The following is a 15,724-nucleotide window of genomic DNA, read 5'->3' as shown; positions in this document are numbered from 1 at the left end:
CGCCCTCAACCAGGGCGGCGGCGCACCCATTCGCCCCTGATCGAAATACAATCCGTGAAAGCCCAGATCCCATGCCGAATTCGAACCTCCAGCCAGTCTGGCCCGACGTGAACCCCGCAGACCTGTCGCCCGAGCAGATAGCCCTGGCCGCCCTGCGTCACGAGATCGACCTCGTCGACGACGAGCTTCTGGCCCTGTTCCAGCGCCGCCTCGCCATCGCCGCCAGGGTCGGTCTGGCCAAGGACGCCCCCCACGGCCCACACACCAAACTGCGCCCCGACCGTGAGCAGGCTGTGCTGAGCCGCGTCATGGCGAAGGCCGATCCCGAGAACCTGACGGCCGTTGAAGGCCTGTGGCGGGAGATCGTCGGCTGGGGTCTGGCGCGTCAGGGCCAGCTTCAGGTCCAGGTCTGGGCCCCGACCGACCCGACCCGCGCCTTCGACGGCGCCCGCCGCCGCTTCGGCGTGGCCGCCGCCATTCGCATGGTCCGCGATCCGCAGGCCGCGCTCGCCTTCGCCGCCGAGGGCAGGGGCGTGGCCGTGCTGGCCGTGAACACCGACGATTCCTGGTGGGTCGGTCTGCGTCGTGACTGGTCGTCGCTGAGCGTGTTCGACGGCTTCGGCTCGGCCGGCGGTCAGCCGACCTCCTTGGCCGTCGGCAAGATCGACCCTGCGGCCCTGCCCAGGGGCCGTCGCGTGGTGGTCTCGGCGGGCGGAGACGCCGGCGACGGCGGCGGCGCGCGTCGCTGGGGCCTGAACACCCACCACGGCTGGACCCTGGCCCTGACCGACGCCGAGCTCATCCCCGGCGACGCCGAGGGTTGTGTGGGCGCGATCGGCTAGACAGTGCGGCTGACGACAGCCCTGATCGTCCGGATCAGACCGCCATGTTGTCGATCAGCCGGGTTGTCCCCAGCCAGGCGGCGGCCAGAATCCGCGCCGGCCCGTCGACCACTCCGTTCGGGAAGGCGGCCAGATCTTCGGACCGACGCACGGCCACATAGTCCACCCTCTCGAACCCGGCTTTCAACAGGTCGGCATAGGCCTGGCGCTCGACCGCAGCGAGCGGACGGCTGTCCGCCGCCTTGACGGCCGCTTCGGCCAGAACACCGTTCAGCCTGCGTGCGATCTCCAGCTCCGCCTCGGCCAGGTAGGCGTTGCGCGACGAGAGGGCCAGCCCATGCCCGTCGCGCTCGGTCGCTGAACCCACGATCTCGGTCGGGATGTCGAGGTCGCGGGCCATGCGGCGCACCACCATCAACTGCTGGTAGTCCTTCTCCCCGAACACGGCGATGTCGGCCTGGACCTGGTTCAGCAGCTTGGCGACCACGACCGCTACACCGCCGAAGAAGTGCGGCCGGAATTCCGTCTCCAGTCCCTGGGACGGCCCGCCGACGGTAACCGAGGTGACGAAGCCCTCCGGATACATCTCGTCGACCGTGGGCGCGAACAGAAGGTCGCAGCCGGCGCCCGCCAGCAGCCCGGCGTCTTCGGCCTCGCGTCGGGGGTAGGTCCCCAGATCCTCATGCGCGGCGAACTGGGTGGGATTGACGAACACGCTGGCCACAACCTTGTCCGCGCGCCGCCCGGCCTCGCGCACCAGGGTCAGATGCCCTTCATGCAAGGCTCCCATTGTCGGCACGAAGGCCACGATGAACCCCTGACGACGCCACGCGCGGACGGTCGTACGCAGTGCCTCGACGGTTCGCGCGATGGGAAGGGGAGGAGTGATCTCGGTCATGCTTACCGGGTTAACCGTTCGACTTAAGGCTGTTCGTGCACGGGGCGGAAAAACCTGCCGGGCTATGAGGGGCTTATGACGCCCAGCAGAATGCTTCGTCCAGTGCTCCTCGGCCTCGCCGGTCTCGCGACTTCGTCGTGCAGCCCGGTGGAGAGCGACCCGCACCGGTTTGAGTCCATGGCCGAGGCCGTGGCGGATATCCCGCTCGACGGCGGGGGCGGAACTGTGCGCACCGCGGCCGAGAGCGGCCTTCGTCCCGCGCTTGCCGCGACCGAAGCGGTGGTGAACCCCGGCGCGCTTCGGGTCGAGGTCATGGATCCGCACGACCTGTGGGACGCCCGCGACGCCGGCCTGCGTGGTGCGGTCGAACGCGCCGCTCCGGCCATGATCGAGGCCGCCGCTCCGATGGTGGCAGACGCCGTCGTGCAGCAGGTCTCGGACCGGATGCAGACGCCTCGCGTGGAACGCGCCGTTGTCCGCACCACGCCTGCGGCCGGTCCTCCGCCTCCGGCTTCACGCACGACGCTGCAACTCGGCGCCTTCTCAAGCCCGGGCGCTGCCCGCGCCGCCTGGACGCGGATCGCCTCCGCAGGCCAAGTCGTGGCCGGACTGTCTCCGACCTTCGAAACTGTCGAGGTCGATGGTCGCGACCTGACCCGTCTGAAGGTCATTGCGCCCGCCAACGCCGCCCGCGCCGTCTGTCGCGCCGCCGATGCCGCGCAACTCGGGTGCCTGCGCAGGGGTTGATCCCCTCATCGCGCTCAAGCAGCGAGCGAACGCGTCGCGAGCGCTAGCGCAACAAGAATGCTCAAGCAGCGAGACGCCGCGCGTCGAGCGGTAGCGCCCCAATCCGCGCTCAAGCAGCGAGACGCCGCGCGTCGAGCGGTAGCGCCCCAAGAGAAAGCCTCCACAGGTGTCGCTTAACCTTTCGTTGACGGACGGGACGGCTCCCCCAATTCTGGCGAACCATGGCGGCTGGCGAGTGAGTCGGTCGTCGCCAGCTTTCGGATCACCAGATCATGACGCAGCCCCAGGTCATCGTCGTCGGCAATGAGAAGGGCGGGGCGGGCAAGTCCACCCTGGCCATCCACATCGTCTGCGGCCTGCTGCACGCCGGTCGGCGTGTCGCTATCCTGGATCTTGATCTGCGCCAGCGGTCGATGTCGCATTTCTTCTCCCACCGCGCCGCCTGGACCGCCGCCAACGGCGTCTCCCTGCCCATGCCGCTTGAGCCGGACCTCGGCGAGGGCAAGGCCCTGGCCAGGGCGGACGAGGCCGAACAGATCGCGCGCTTCGAGGCCGCCTTCGCCGAAGCCCGGAACTCAGACGTGATCCTGATCGACACCCCCGGCGGTGACACGCCCCTGGCCCGCGCTGCCCATGCCCGGGCCGACCAGATCGTCACCCCGATGAACGATAGTTTCGTCGATTTCGACATGCTGGGCACGGTCGATCCGGTGACCCTCGACCTGCTTAAGCCATCGACCTACTCCGAGAGCGTCTGGGAGGCGCGCAAGCAGCGGGCGATCAAGGAAGGCCGCCAGGCCGCCATCGACTGGGTCATCATCACCAACCGCCTTGCCGTCGCCGAGGCCCGAAACCGCCGCCGCCTGGACGAGAAGATCCAGAAGCTGGCCAAGCGTGTCGGCTTCCGCGTCGGTCCAGGTCTGCGCGACCGGGTCATCTACCGCGAACTCTTCCCCTTCGGCCTGACGGTCGCCGACCTGTCCAATGAGGTGCGCCCCGTGGCCGTGTCGTTGGCCCACGTCGCCGCGCGGCAGGAGATGCGCAACCTGATGAAGTCGCTGGGCCTCGACGCCGGCACCCTGCCGGCCCTGGACGCAGCGGCCTGACCGGGGCCCACAACATGCAAACTGTCTCATGGGTCTGATCTGGCTGGTGCTGGTCGGCATCGGCGTCTGGGCCCTGGTCCGGCTGGGGCGTCAGACTGAGGGCCCTCGTCGGGGCCAGTGGCGCGTCGCCGCCACGCTGATTTCAGCCGTCATGCTGGCCGGCGGAGCGCTGGCCCTGTCGAAGGGCGCGTGGATCAGCGGCTCGGCCCTGATCGGTGCGGCCCTGTGGTTGACGGTGTCGTCACGGATCCGGTCGGTCGCCCCGCGCCCCGCCGGCCTGTCCGATACGGAGGCCCGCTCGATCCTCGGCGTTTCCGCCGCCGCCACCCCCGAAGCCATCAACGCCGCCTGGCGCCGCCTCATGGGCCGCGCCCATCCGGACCAGGGCGGCACCGAGGGTCTGGCCGCGCGTTTGAATGCCGCGCGGGATCGACTTCTTGGAAGGTAACCCTCTCCCTCTGGGAGAGGGTCCGCCTTTGCCTTCCGTCGCGACCGCTCGTAAACATCCCGCCATGCCGAAGCTGACCTCCGCCATCGATCCGCACTCGCCGGGCTTCAAGGCCTTGCACGCCCACAACACCGCCCTGAACGCCGAACTGCGCGAACGGGTGGCGAAGGCGGGTCGGGGTGGATCGGACGCCAGCCGCGACCGCCACGTCTCGCGCGGCAAGCTGTTACCCCGGGACCGCGTCGAACGCCTGCTCGACCCCGGCTCGCCCTTCCTTGAGGTGGGCCAGCTGGCCGCCAATGGCATGTACAATGACGAGGCACCCGGCGCGGGCATGATCTGCGGAGTCGGCCGCGTCTCGGGCCGCGAGGTCATGATCGTCGCCAACGATCCGACGGTGAAGGGCGGCGCCTATTTCCCGATGACGGTGAAGAAGCATCTCCGGGCCCAGGAGATCGCCGAACAGAACAATCTGCCCTGCGTCTATCTGGTCGATTCCGGCGGGGCCAACCTGCCGCACCAGGCCGAAGTCTTCCCCGACCGCGACCATTTCGGCCGCATCTTCTTCAACCAGGCGCAGATGTCGGCCAGGGGCATCCCCCAGATCGCCTGCGTCATGGGCTCCTGCACCGCCGGCGGCGCCTATGTCCCGGCCATGTCGGACGAGACGGTCATCGTCCGCAACCAGGGCACCATCTTCCTGGCCGGCCCGCCCCTGGTGAAGGCCGCCACCGGCGAGATCATCTCGGCCGAGGAACTGGGCGGAGCGGAGACCCACGGTCGCAGGTCGGGGGTGGTCGACTATGTCGCCGAGAACGACGAACACGCGCTGGAGATCGTGCGCGACATCGTCGGCCATCTGAACAGCATCAAGCGCGTCGACATGGATGTGCGCGAACCCCGCGATCCGGCGCTGGACCCGGCCGAACTCTACGGCCTGATCCCCGATGACGTCCGCGCCCCCTATGACGTGCGCGAGGTCATCGCCCGGATCGTCGACGGTTCGGAGTTCGAAGAGTTCAAATCGCTGTACGGCACCACCCTGGTCTGCGGCTTCGCCCGCATCTGGGGCTATCCGGTCGCCATCCTGGCCAACAACGGCGTGCTCTTCTCCGAGAGTGCGCTGAAGGGGGCCCATTTCATCGAACTGGCCTGCAAGCGGAAGATCCCCCTGGTCTTCCTGCAGAACATCTCCGGCTTCATGGTCGGCGGAAAATACGAGGCCGGCGGCATCGCAAAAGATGGAGCGAAGCTGGTCACGGCCGTCGCCAGCGCCTCCGTGCCCAAGTTCACCATCCTGATCGGCGGCTCCTTCGGTGCCGGAAACTACGGCATGTGCGGCCGCGCCTTCGGCCCGCGCTTCCTGTTCACCTGGCCGAACTCCCGGATCAGCGTCATGGGCGGCGAACAGGCCGCCAGCGTGCTGGCCACCGTCCACCGCGACGCCGACAGCTGGACCCCCGAACAGGCCGAGGCCTTCAAGGCCCCGGTTCGCCAGAAATACGAGGACGAGGGCAATCCCTACCATGCCACCGCCCGCCTGTGGGATGACGGCGTCATCGACCCGACACAGACCCGCGACGTTCTCGGCCTGGCCATTTCGGCCAGTCTGAACGCGCCGATAGCCGACACGACCTTTGGCGTGTTCAGGATGTGATTGAGGAGTCTTCCATGACCGACAAACCCGACGAATCCGACCTGAACGCTCTCGACATCACCGATGCCGAGGCGGCCGAGATCAACGCCATCGCCCAGCCCCTGGTGCCCGATCCTGCGCCCGACGCCAATGATGATCTGGTCCAGGTCGACGGCACCGCCGACGGCGTGGTGTTCGTCACCATCAACCGCCCGCACAAGAAGAACGCCTTCGACGCCGCCACCGTCGCGGCCCTCTACGAGACGTTCGAGACCCTGCACGGCGCCGACAATGTCCGCGTGGTCTTCATCCGCGGTGCAGGCGGGACCTTCAGCGCGGGCGGCGATCTGAACTGGATGCGCGACGCCATCGACTGGTCCGAGAGCGACAATCGCGAAGACGCCATGATGCTGGCGAAGATGCTCAAGGCCCTGCACGACATCCCGGCCCTGACGGTCGCCCTGGTCGAGGGCGCAGCCATGGGCGGCGGCGCCGGCATCGTCTGCGCCTGCGACATGGCCGTGGCCGTCGAAGGGTCTCGTTTCGCCTTCTCCGAGGTCAAGCTGGGCCTGATTCCCGGCACCATCGCCCCCTATGTGATCGAGGCCGTCGGTGCCCGCCGCGCCAGACAGCTGTTCCTGACGGCCAACATCTTTGACGCCGACTACGCCGCCCACGCCGGAATCATCGACATGGTCCTGCCAGAGGGCTCGATCGACGAGTTCGTCTCCATGCTGACCGACAGCCTCACCCAGAACGCCCCCGGCGCCATGGGTGAGGCCAAGCGGCTGGTCCGCGACGTCGCCGGTCGTCACATCGACCACGGCCTGATGGAGGAGACGGCCAGGCGCATCGCCCGCGCCCGCGTCTCGCCCGAGGGCCAGGAAGGCGTCCGCGCCTTCCTCGAAAAGCGCCCGGCCCGCTGGGCGGAGTGACCGGGGCGCGAAAATCGGATAGGCTCACGCGATGAACGTGCACAAGCCGGTCGAGCCTGAATGGACTCTCGAGCAGGAGAACAAACTCTTCGAGATGGCGAACCTGTATCCGCGAGACACCGGGTTGCCCATGACCGTCTGGGTCAGCCCCAACAGGAACGAGCGCCACGATGTTCGGGTGAAGGTCTGCCGTCCCCACGGTGATCGGATGATCATCGAAGACACGGCTGTCGTCGGCGTGCGGCCCGAGCCTCGTGTGATCGAAGGTCCGCTCGTGAGCGCCGATTTCAAGCTCGTCTCGGCCTGGATCAGGCTGAACGAAGCCGCTCTGGTGGGCTACTGGGATGGGGATCTCAGCACGATCGAGTTTGCCCGCGCCCTGCAGCGGATTTGACGAGGCGTCTTCGACACTCGACCCTCGCCTCGCGCCCCTCTAAACCCGTCGATATGTTCAAGTCCGTCCTGGTCGCCAATCGCGGCGAGATCGCCTGTCGTGTCTTCCGCACCGCAAAGCGGATGGGGATCCGCACGATCGCCGTCTATTCCGGGGCGGACGCCGGGGCCCTGCACGTCCGTGAGGCCGATGAGGCCGTCCTGATCGGCCCTGCGGCGGCGCGGGAGTCCTATCTGGTCGCGGACAAGGTGCTGGCCGCCGCAAAGGCGACAGGCGCCGAGGCCATCCACCCCGGCTACGGCTTCCTGTCCGAGAACGCGGAGTTCGCCGAGGCCGTGATGGCGGCCGGCATCGTCTGGATCGGGGCCCCGCCGGCCGCGATCCGCGCCATGGGGCTGAAGGACGCGGCCAAGACACTGATGGTCGAGGCCGGCGTGCCCGTCACCCCCGGCTATATGGGCGCAGACCAGTCGCCCGACCGGCTGAAATCCGAGGCCGACGCCATCGGCTATCCGGTCCTGATCAAGGCGGTCGCCGGCGGCGGCGGCAAGGGCATGCGCCGCGTCGATGCGTCCGAGGCCTTCCTCGATGGCCTGGCCTCCTGTCAGCGGGAGGCGGCCTCCAGCTTCGGCGACGACCGGGTCCTGATCGAGAAATACATCCTCTCGCCCCGCCACATCGAGGTTCAGGTCTTCGGTGACAGCCACGGCGAGGTCGTCCACCTCTACGAGCGCGACTGCTCACTGCAGCGCCGGCACCAGAAGGTCATCGAGGAGGCCCCGGCGCCCGGCATGGACGCCGTGACGCGCGAGGCCGTGACCTCGGCGGCCGTGAAGGCGGCGAAGGCCGTGAACTATGTCGGCGCCGGCACCATCGAGTTCATCGCCGACGCCTCCGACGGGCTGAAGGCCGACCGCATCTGGTTCATGGAGATGAACACCCGGCTCCAGGTCGAACATCCGGTCACCGAGGCCATCACCGGCGTCGACCTGGTCGAATGGCAGTTCCGCGCCGCAGCCGGCGAGCCGGTGCCGCTGAAACAGGCCGACATCCCGATGAACGGCTGGGCCATGGAGGCCCGCCTCTATGCCGAGGACCCGGCCAACGGCTTCCTGCCGAGCATCGGGCGGCTGGATCATTTCGTCCTGCCCGACGACATCCGCATCGACACCGGGGTGGAGCTGGGCGGCGAGGTCAGCCAGTTCTACGACCCGATGATCGCCAAGCTGATCGTGCATGCGGACACGCGAGAAGCGGCGGCTGAACGGCTGGCGCAGGCCTGTGGCGAGGTCGAGGTCTGGCCGGTGCGGACCAATGCGGGCTTCCTGACGCGCCTGCTGCGTCATCCCCGTTTCGTGACCGCCGACGTCGACACGGGCCTGATCGCGGCCGAGGCGGACTCCCTGGTGGCTGCCAACGATCCGGCCATCGAAGCTGCGGCCATCGCACTGACCGCCGAGGACGAGTGGCACGCCCGCACCTGCTACAAGGGCGCTGACCGGGCCTCGCCGTTTGAAGGCCTGCCAGGCGCGACCTTCGGCTTCCGCCTGAACGGTCCGCCCAGCGCCAGCTACGCCGCCCGGGTCGCAGGCAGGCCCGTCGTCAGGCCCGTCCTGACCGATACGGAGGATGGCTTCAAATGGCTGATCGGCGCCGACCGGATGCCGGCAGAGGTGTCGAACCAGCAGGTTCTGGTCGGCGACCGCGTCTTCAACTGGGCCTATGGTGACGACGACACTGACATTCTCTTCGCCGAAGGCGAGGCGATCAGCGTCTCCTGGCGCGGCGGCGTGGCGGACCGCGCAGCGGGCGGCTCTGCCTCTGATGGCGCCCTCCGCGCGCCCATGCCCGGCAAGATCGTGGCCACGCCCGCGAAACCCGGTGACACGGTGACCAGGGGCCAGCCGATCATCGTGCTGGAAGCGATGAAGATGGAGCACGCCCTGACCGCCCCCTTCGACGGCGTCGTCGGCGAGATCGGCTTCGCGGTCGGGGATCAGGTGGCGGCCGATGCGGTGCTGGCCAAAGTCGAGGCCAAGACCTGACTTTCTCCCTCCCCCTCGGGGGAGGGTGGTCGCAGCGCAGCGGAGACCGGGTGGGGGCGGCAAGGCGAAACTCCGCCCTCCTGCATCCGCGTTACCCGCCGTTCCCACCCCGTCGCTTCGCGACGACCCTCCCCGGTCGGGGAGGGAGATGTTAATGCCTCCCCCATGCCTCTCCACATGATCAAACTCTGCGTCGGCGTTTCCGAGGTCGAGACGCTGGAACGTCGCGCCGCGAAGAACGAATGGCTGACCGTCCACACCCGGATGACGCCCAAACGCGCCGCGGAACTCGAAGACGGCGGCTCCCTGTTCTGGGTCATCAAGGGTTCGGTCGCCTGTCGGATGCCGATCACCGACATCACGACTGAAGGGGAGGGCAAGGCCTCCCAGTGCCTGATCACCCTCGCGCCCCGGGTGATCCGCACCGCGCCCCTCGCCCGGCGACCCTTCCAGGGCTGGCGCTATTTCGATCCAAAAGACGCGCCCGCCGACCTGTCGACGCTGGACGCCGGCGACATGCCCGATGACCTGGCGAAACAGCTGCGCGAGATGGGGGCGTGGTGAGAGCGTCCTTCTCCCCTTGCGGGAGAAGGTGGCAGCCGAAGGCTGACGGATGAGGGGTCACACCGGCTGTTGGCGGGAGGGCTGATTGAGCGGACTTCAGACGTCAGCGTGACCCCTCATCCGACCTCGCTCCGCTCGGCCACCTTCCCCCGCAAGGGGAGAAGGACCGTGTTGACCTTCGTGCCTCGACGTGGTCTCCGCGCCCTCCCATGATCTTCTCCCCCTCCACCCGCGCCGCGACCCGCGAGCTTCTGACCCTGGCCTGGCCGGTGGTGCTGGCGCGGATCGGCATCATGACCATGGGGCTGACCGACGCGATCGTGGTCGGTAACTACGCCTCGCGCGAACTGGCCTTTCATTCCCTTGCCTGGGCGCCGCATTCGATCATCGTCGTGACGGCGGTCGGCCTGCTGTTCGGCGTCCAGGTCATGACGGCCCGGATGCTGGGCGAGGGACGCCGCGCCGAGGTCGGGGCCGTGCTCCGGCGCGGATTCGTCTATGCGCTGCAGCTCGGCGTCGCCGCCTGTATCGCCCTGATCTTTGTCGGCCCCTGGCTCCTGCGCCAGCTCAACCTCGAAGCCGGTCTGGCCGAGGGCGCGAGCCCCGCCCTGATCGTGCTGGCCCTGTCCATGCCTGCCTACCTCGTGTCGGTCGCAGCCCAGTTCTTCCTCGAAGCGCTCGGTAAACCCAAGCCCGGCATGGTCGCCATGTGGGTGGCCAACGGCGTCAACCTGGCGCTCAACCTGCTGCTGGTGCCCGATCTGCTCGGCCTCGGCATCAATGGCGCCGAGGCCTCGTGCTGGGCGACCTTCGCGGCGCGGGCGGCGCTGGCGATCTTCCTGGTGATCTACATCGTCCGCCTGCCGGAGGCGCGGGCGCTGGGGATCTTCACCCGGCCGAGGCCCGATCCGGTCGCCGCCGCCGAACAGCGCCGCATCGGTTATGGCGGCGGCTCGTCCTATTTCATCGAGGTCGCGGCCTTCGCCGCCATGACCTTCATCGCCGGCCAGCTGGGCGCCAACGAGACGGCGGCCTGGGCGGTGGTGCTGAACGTGTCGGCGATCGTTTTCATGGTCCCCATGGGCCTGTCGTCGGCGACGGCCGTGCTGGTCGGTCGCGCCTATGGGGCAGGGGACAGCCAAGGCGCGTTGCGGGCGGGTCTGGTCGGGATCGGTGTGGTCACCGGCCTGACCCTGATCGTCGCCCTGCTGGTCTGGCCCGGCGCGCATCTGATGGTCGGGGCCTACAATCGCGATCCCCTGCTGCTGGCCATCGCCGCGCCCGCCCTGGTTCTGGCGACCCTGTTCTTCGTGGCGGACGGCATCCAGGTCGTCGCGGCCCAGGCCAACCGCGCGGCCGGCGACGTCTGGTGGCCCACGATCATCCACTTCGCCGCCTACGGCGGGGTCATGATGCCTTTGGGTTGGGTCCTGGCGCACGAGATCGGGGTCAATGGCCTGGTCTGGGCCGTGATCATCGCCAGCCTTGTGTCTTCCGCCCTGTTGACGGGGCGGTTTGTGAGGGTGGCGCGGCGGCGACCGCAAGGTGCTAGTGAAAAGTGCTGGTGAGCAGCTTTCGCTCCTTGCTCACTGGCACTAGCACTCTTCACCCCAAACCTGCTCCTGGCTTCCCGGAATCCTATGTCCCGCATCCTGATCACCTCGGCGCTGCCGTATATCAACGGCATCAAGCACCTGGGGAATCTGGCGGGCTCGATGCTGCCGGCCGACGTCTTCGCCCGCTTCAAGCGGGCACAGGGCCACGAGACCCTCTACATCTGCGCCACCGACGAACACGGCACCCCGGCCGAACTGGCCGCCGCCGCCGCCGGTCAGGACGTCCAGACCTATTGCGACGAACAGCATGAGATCCAGAAGGCCGCCGGTGCCGCCTTCGGGCTGAGCTACGACTGGTTCGGCCGCTCCTCGCGCGAGCCCAACCGTCGCCTGACCCAGCATTTCGCCAGGGTGCTGGAGGAGAACGGCCTGATCGAGGAACGCGTCGACCGGATGATCTATTCGATCGACGACGCCCGCTTCCTGCCCGACCGCTACGTCGAGGGGACCTGCCCCCACTGCGGCCACGTCGGCGCGCGCGGCGACCAGTGCGACAACTGCGGCCGCCTGCTGGACCCGACCGATCTGATCGCGCCGTATTCGTCGGTCTCCGGCTCGACCAACCTTGAGGTTCGCGACACCCGCCACCTCTATCTGCTGCAGACGAAGATCGAGGATCGCATCCGGGGCTGGATCGAATCGAAGACCGACTGGCAGACCCTGGCCCGGTCGATCGCCCTGAAACACCTCGACGAGGGCCTGATCGACCGGGGCATTACCCGCGACCTGAAGTGGGGCGTGCCGGTGGTCGGTCCCGACGGCGGTTCGCGTCCCGGCATGGAGGGCAAGGTCTTCTACGTCTGGTTCGACGCCCCCATCGAATACATCGGCGCGACCGAGGAGTGGGCCGAGGCCAATGGCCGGACCTGGCGCGACTGGTGGCGGCTGGACGAGGGAGCCGACGACGTCCGCTACGTCCAGTTCATGGGCAAGGACAACGTCGCCTTCCACACCGTCAGCTTCCCCGCGACCATCCTGGGCTCCGGGGAGCCGTGGAAGACGGTCGATACGCTCAAGGCCTTCAACTGGCTGAACTGGTACGGCGGGAAGTTCTCGACGTCGCAGAAGCGCGGCGTCTTCATGGACCAGGCGCTGGAAATCCTGCCCGCCGACTACTGGCGCTGGCATCTGACCGCCTATGGGCCGGAAGGGTCGGACGCGGCCTTCACCTGGGAGCAGTTCCAGTCGACGACGAACAAGGACCTGGCCGACGTGCTGGGCAATTTCGTCAACCGGATCGTCAAGTTCGCGGAATCGAAGTTCGACGGCGTGGTCCCGGACGGCGGCGAACCCGGCCCGCTGGAACAGAAGCTCGACGCCGACATCCGCGCCGGCATCGCCGAGGCGACTGCGGCCTTCGAGGCCATGGAGTTCCGCAAGGCCTGCCAGGCCCTGCGCGCCGTCTGGGTGCTGGGCAACGAATACCTTCAGGAAGCCGCGCCCTGGACCGCGTTCAAGACCGATGTCGATCGCGCCGCCGTCGGCGTCCGCACCGGGCTGAACCTCGTCGCCCTGTTCGCGCGGTTGGCGGCACCGGTCATGGCGTTCACCGCGCCGGTGATCGCGGCCACGGTGGGAGAAACAGACCTGTCCTGGCCGGGCGCGGGCGACGCCCTGCTGGACCGCCTGCCACGCGGCCAGGAGGTGGCATCGGCCGAGGTCCTGTTCAGGAAGATCGAGGACGTCCAGGTCGCTGAGTGGTCCGAACGCTTCGGCGGGGCCGCGTGATCTAGTCGAACAGGGCCTTGGGCGCACCGTGGGCGTCGGACCAGCCCAGATAGGCCACGTCCGTCGGGCCGACGACGAAGGTCACCACGCGCCATGCGCCGGCGCTCCGGCGGAGCAGGGCGAACGTCCCGGGTCCGTCGAAGACCCCGTTTTCGATCGCGCTGGCGTAACGGGTCTGGCTGAAGTCGATCGGCCGACCGTTCGGCTGCTGAATCGAACCGGCATAGAAGGCCCAGTCGCCCTGCACCCGCAGCCGATCGACCATGAACTGAACGGGTTGCCCCCCCAGATCGCGCTGGATCGCCGGCCGCAGCCCATCGAGGATCGGACGGCGCAGCGGATCGCCGACGAGGACGGTGCGCGGCCCGGCCTGGACGGCCGGTGGCGGCGTGACCGTGGTGGAAGCCGCCGACAGGGGGGCGCTGATCAAGGCAAGGGCGAGAAGAAGGCTCATTCCGGTTCCCCCGCGCGGCGACGCGGACCTCTGTCCCACCTGACCGCGCCCGAAGACCTTAGCCCGCTGCCAATGGGACCGAAAGCCGGATGCCGCGCCCCATCAGGTCGGATCAGGGTTTGGCGAGGGCGGCCTGTGCCAGACAGACCGTCAGCTTCTCGCCCTTCTCCGGCCGGCACGACTTCTCCACCTCCTTGGCGGTGACATCGAGGAAGGCCGGGGCCGAGGCGTTGTGCTGCTCGACGGCCAGCGCCCGGACCACGGTCGAACGATAGCCGTCCCAGATCATGTGGATGGCGACGTAGAGCACGATGACCAGGCCGACATAGCCGATCCAGCGATAACGGCTCAGCAGCTTGGCGATATAGGTTGCCGCGACGCCCATGAGGCCGATCGACAGAACCAGACCGAACACCATGATCCACGGGTGGTCATGCGCCGCGCCGGCCACGGCCAGCACATTGTCCAGCGACATGGTCACGTCGGCGATCAGGATCTGGACCATGGCCGCGCCGAAGGTCTTGCGCTTCAGCCCCATCTCCTCGGGCGAAGGCCCCTTGCCGTGCTCGATGGCGAGGGCCAGCTCGAGCTCCGCCTGGGCTTCGGCCTGATCGTGGGTAGCGGCCTCCTGCAGCTCGCGCCACATCTTCCAGCACACCCACAGCAGCAGCACCCCGCCCGCGATCAGCAGGCCGATGATGGCCAGAAGCTGCACCGTGACCAGGGCGAAAAGGATCCGCAGCACGACGGCGGCGGCCAGACCGATCAGGATGGCCTTGCGACGCAGCTCCTGCGGCAGGGCGGCGGCGGCCAGGCCCACGGCCACGGCGTTGTCGCCGGCCAGGACCAGATCGATGGCCAATACCTTGCCGAGGGCGGAGAGCTGGCTGGCGAATTCGGGGGAGCTGAGGAATTCCATGAGGCGCTGTTAGGGCAGGGACCGAGGTCTAATCAAGCAACCGCTGCTTCTTCGTCGCCTCATATAGAGCCACGGCCGCCGCATTGGAGACGTTCAGGCTCTCGAATCCGCCCGGCATGGGGATTTTGGCCAGGACGTCGCAGTGTTCGGCCACCAGCCGTCGGATGCCGTCACCCTCGGATCCCATGACAAGCACGGTGGGCCGGTGATCCAGCGCGTCCTCCAGCAGTTCCTCCGACGCGCCGTCCAGCCCGACCGCCCGCCAGCCGAGATCGGCCAGGGTCTCGAGCGCTCGCGACAGATTCGTCACCCGTGCGCAGGGCAGACGTTCCGTCGCCCCGGCCGACGCCTTGGCCAGGGCCCCGGCCAGCACCGGTGAATGCCGGTCCTGCACGATGATTCCCCTGGCGCCGAAAGCGAGCGCCGAGCGGAAGATGGCGCCGACGTTCTGGGGATCGGTCAGCTGGTCCAGCATGACGATGATTCCCCCGGCGGGGTCGGCGAAATCCTCCAGCGCCACGCCTTCCAGCGGCTGGACCTTGAAGGCCAGGCCCTGGTGCACCGCCCCGGCGGGCAGCATCCGCTCCAGCGCCAGGCCGTCGATCACCTCGACCTTGTGACCGTTGGGGATGCCGTCGCGTTCCAGTTCGGCGGCGCGATCGGCGGTCGCCAGAAGACGCCCCATTCCCTTGCGCGCCGGGTTCGCCAGCGCCGCCAGTACGGGATGTCGGCCCCAGACGAAGCCGTCGGCGTCGACCTTGCCCCGTCCGGCGCGCGGAGCGGCCGTGCTGAACGCCTTGGTCGGCGGGTTGGGGTTCCAGCCGCCCCGGTCAGGACCGCCCCTGGATGAAGCCTTGGAATCTGGCGAAGCGTCGCCGGATCGGCCTTTGAAGGCCGGTTTGCCGGTCGGTTTTTGACCCGATTTCCGGTCGTTGCGTTCTGGATTTCTCGACACTATAAGACGCCCTCCGATTTGGAGCCCTAGGGCTTTCGGGTCTGGCGCTCCCTCTATCTCAGGCGTGTCCCGACCTTGAAGCCTTTTGTTCCGACGCCGGTCGAAAGATTGGTCAGGGACGGTTCGGACGGATCGATATAGCGCGCTGGGGGAATGTCCCGAGTGGCAAAGGGGGGGGACTGTAAATCCCCTGCGTAAGCTTCGCAGGTTCGAGTCCTGCTTCCCCCACCACGCGCTTTCGATACGGACGGCAGGGTTTTCGTTGAGGATCTTCTGCGGAAGTTTCTTTGTGAAAACAAAGGGCTGCCGTAGTTTCCGTGCGGGTATAGTATAATGGTAATACAGCAGCCTTCCAAGCTGAATATGTCGGTTCGATTCCGTCTACCCGCTCCAGGTTTTTGATAGCACCCAGCGCCCCTCAACCCGGGCCATCAGGA

15 protein-coding genes and 2 tRNA genes are annotated in these 15,724 nt (G+C 68.0%); 13 read left to right on the top strand and 4 right to left on the bottom strand.

All coding sequences use genetic code 11. The features are described from left to right. Nucleotides 1–71 precede the first annotated feature (71 nt). Nucleotides 72–842 carry a chorismate mutase gene (locus ACW18A_RS08475; protein ID WP_492021290.1) on the top strand — a complete coding sequence of 257 codons (771 nt, stop codon included), beginning with the start codon at nucleotides 72–74 and terminating at the stop codon, nucleotides 840–842. A gap of 34 nt (nucleotides 843–876) precedes the next feature. Here ACW18A_RS08475 and panC read toward each other — a convergent pair whose 3' ends face one another. Beyond that, nucleotides 877–1,731 carry a pantoate--beta-alanine ligase gene (gene panC / locus ACW18A_RS08470; RefSeq protein ID WP_492024371.1) on the bottom strand — a complete coding sequence of 285 codons (855 nt, stop codon included), beginning with the start codon at nucleotides 1,729–1,731 and terminating at the stop codon, nucleotides 877–879. A gap of 84 nt (nucleotides 1,732–1,815) precedes the next feature. Here panC and ACW18A_RS08465 point away from each other — a divergent pair, with 84 nt between their 5' ends. The 10 genes from ACW18A_RS08465 (at nucleotide 1,816) to metG (ending at nucleotide 12,959) form a co-directional block, all read left to right on the top strand. Beyond that, nucleotides 1,816–2,487: an SPOR domain-containing protein gene (locus ACW18A_RS08465; protein WP_492021289.1), complete on the top strand. Its 672-nt coding sequence runs from the start codon at nucleotides 1,816–1,818 to the stop codon at nucleotides 2,485–2,487. A gap of 272 nt (nucleotides 2,488–2,759) precedes the next feature. Beyond that, nucleotides 2,760–3,593, top strand: a complete 834-nt coding sequence (locus tag ACW18A_RS08460; RefSeq protein WP_492021288.1) for a division plane positioning ATPase MipZ — start codon at nucleotides 2,760–2,762, stop codon at nucleotides 3,591–3,593. Nucleotides 3,594–3,621: 28 nt separating this feature from the next. After that, complete coding sequence (locus ACW18A_RS08455) at nucleotides 3,622–4,041, top strand: J domain-containing protein (RefSeq protein ID WP_492021287.1); 420 nt, start codon at nucleotides 3,622–3,624, stop codon at nucleotides 4,039–4,041. A gap of 64 nt (nucleotides 4,042–4,105) precedes the next feature. Then, entirely contained in the window at nucleotides 4,106–5,698 is a 1,593-nt protein-coding gene (locus tag ACW18A_RS08450) for a carboxyl transferase domain-containing protein (protein ID WP_492021286.1), read from the top strand. Between the two features lie 14 nt (nucleotides 5,699–5,712). After that, nucleotides 5,713–6,612 carry an enoyl-CoA hydratase-related protein gene (locus ACW18A_RS08445; protein ID WP_492021285.1) on the top strand — a complete coding sequence of 300 codons (900 nt, stop codon included), beginning with the start codon at nucleotides 5,713–5,715 and terminating at the stop codon, nucleotides 6,610–6,612. 31 nt (nucleotides 6,613–6,643) lie between these two features. Then, complete coding sequence (locus tag ACW18A_RS08440; RefSeq protein WP_492021284.1) at nucleotides 6,644–7,006, top strand: hypothetical protein; 363 nt, start codon at nucleotides 6,644–6,646, stop codon at nucleotides 7,004–7,006. 53 nt (nucleotides 7,007–7,059) lie between these two features. After that, on the top strand, nucleotides 7,060–9,051 hold the full coding sequence (locus ACW18A_RS08435; protein ID WP_492024305.1) for an acetyl/propionyl/methylcrotonyl-CoA carboxylase subunit alpha: 1,992 nt from the start codon (nucleotides 7,060–7,062) through the stop codon (nucleotides 9,049–9,051). Between the two features lie 165 nt (nucleotides 9,052–9,216). After that, entirely contained in the window at nucleotides 9,217–9,615 is a 399-nt protein-coding gene (locus tag ACW18A_RS08430; RefSeq protein ID WP_492024304.1) for a DUF1489 family protein, read from the top strand. Nucleotides 9,616–9,824: 209 nt separating this feature from the next. Further along, nucleotides 9,825–11,183, top strand: a complete 1,359-nt coding sequence (locus tag ACW18A_RS08425; protein WP_492024303.1) for an MATE family efflux transporter — start codon at nucleotides 9,825–9,827, stop codon at nucleotides 11,181–11,183. Nucleotides 11,184–11,255: 72 nt separating this feature from the next. Continuing rightward, the gene (gene metG, locus ACW18A_RS08420; RefSeq protein ID WP_492024302.1) at nucleotides 11,256–12,959 is read left to right on the top strand and encodes a methionine--tRNA ligase; all 1,704 of its coding nucleotides are present in this window, start codon (nucleotides 11,256–11,258) and stop codon (nucleotides 12,957–12,959) included. A 1-nt stretch (nucleotide 12,960) separates the two neighbouring features. Here the strand turns inward: metG and ACW18A_RS08415 are convergent, their stop codons facing one another. The 3 genes from ACW18A_RS08415 to rlmB form a co-directional block, all read right to left on the bottom strand. Then, a complete protein-coding gene (locus tag ACW18A_RS08415) occupies nucleotides 12,961–13,413 on the bottom strand; it encodes a hypothetical protein (RefSeq protein WP_492024301.1) in 453 nt (150 codons plus the stop codon). Nucleotides 13,414–13,525: 112 nt separating this feature from the next. Next, complete coding sequence (locus ACW18A_RS08410; protein WP_492024300.1) at nucleotides 13,526–14,332, bottom strand: TerC family protein; 807 nt, start codon at nucleotides 14,330–14,332, stop codon at nucleotides 13,526–13,528. A 28-nt stretch (nucleotides 14,333–14,360) separates the two neighbouring features. Next, nucleotides 14,361–15,287: a 23S rRNA (guanosine(2251)-2'-O)-methyltransferase RlmB gene (rlmB, locus tag ACW18A_RS08405; protein ID WP_492024299.1), complete on the bottom strand. Its 927-nt coding sequence runs from the start codon at nucleotides 15,285–15,287 to the stop codon at nucleotides 14,361–14,363. Between the two features lie 147 nt (nucleotides 15,288–15,434). Here rlmB and ACW18A_RS08400 point away from each other — a divergent pair. Then, nucleotides 15,435–15,518 (top strand) — tRNA-Tyr (locus ACW18A_RS08400). An 88-nt stretch (nucleotides 15,519–15,606) separates the two neighbouring features. Continuing rightward, nucleotides 15,607–15,680: transfer RNA gene (locus tag ACW18A_RS08395), tRNA-Gly, on the top strand. Nucleotides 15,681–15,724 lie beyond the last annotated feature (44 nt).

It is taken from the genome of Brevundimonas sp. AVps5, assembly GCF_058681515.1.
This window is presented reverse-complemented; position numbering and strand designations above follow the sequence as displayed.

Bases quoted from the DNA above. Each gene is read 5' to 3' on its own strand.
- metG (WP_492024302.1), top strand. From the start codon at position 11,256: ATGTCCCGCATCCTGATCACCTCGGCGCTGCCGTATATCAACGGCATC.
- ACW18A_RS08445 (WP_492021285.1), top strand. From the start codon at position 5,713: ATGACCGACAAACCCGACGAATCCGACCTGAACGCTCTCGACATCACC.
- ACW18A_RS08415 (WP_492024301.1), bottom strand. From the start codon at position 13,413: ATGAGCCTTCTTCTCGCCCTTGCCTTGATCAGCGCCCCCCTGTCGGCG.
- ACW18A_RS08435 (WP_492024305.1), top strand. From the start codon at position 7,060: ATGTTCAAGTCCGTCCTGGTCGCCAATCGCGGCGAGATCGCCTGTCGT.
- ACW18A_RS08425 (WP_492024303.1), top strand. From the start codon at position 9,825: ATGATCTTCTCCCCCTCCACCCGCGCCGCGACCCGCGAGCTTCTGACC.
- ACW18A_RS08450 (WP_492021286.1), top strand. From the start codon at position 4,106: ATGCCGAAGCTGACCTCCGCCATCGATCCGCACTCGCCGGGCTTCAAG.
- ACW18A_RS08465 (WP_492021289.1), top strand. From the start codon at position 1,816: ATGACGCCCAGCAGAATGCTTCGTCCAGTGCTCCTCGGCCTCGCCGGT.
- ACW18A_RS08430 (WP_492024304.1), top strand. From the start codon at position 9,217: ATGCCTCTCCACATGATCAAACTCTGCGTCGGCGTTTCCGAGGTCGAG.
- ACW18A_RS08410 (WP_492024300.1), bottom strand. From the start codon at position 14,332: ATGGAATTCCTCAGCTCCCCCGAATTCGCCAGCCAGCTCTCCGCCCTC.
- ACW18A_RS08440 (WP_492021284.1), top strand. From the start codon at position 6,644: ATGAACGTGCACAAGCCGGTCGAGCCTGAATGGACTCTCGAGCAGGAG.
- ACW18A_RS08455 (WP_492021287.1), top strand. From the start codon at position 3,622: ATGGGTCTGATCTGGCTGGTGCTGGTCGGCATCGGCGTCTGGGCCCTG.
- ACW18A_RS08460 (WP_492021288.1), top strand. From the start codon at position 2,760: ATGACGCAGCCCCAGGTCATCGTCGTCGGCAATGAGAAGGGCGGGGCG.
- ACW18A_RS08475 (WP_492021290.1), top strand. From the start codon at position 72: ATGCCGAATTCGAACCTCCAGCCAGTCTGGCCCGACGTGAACCCCGCA.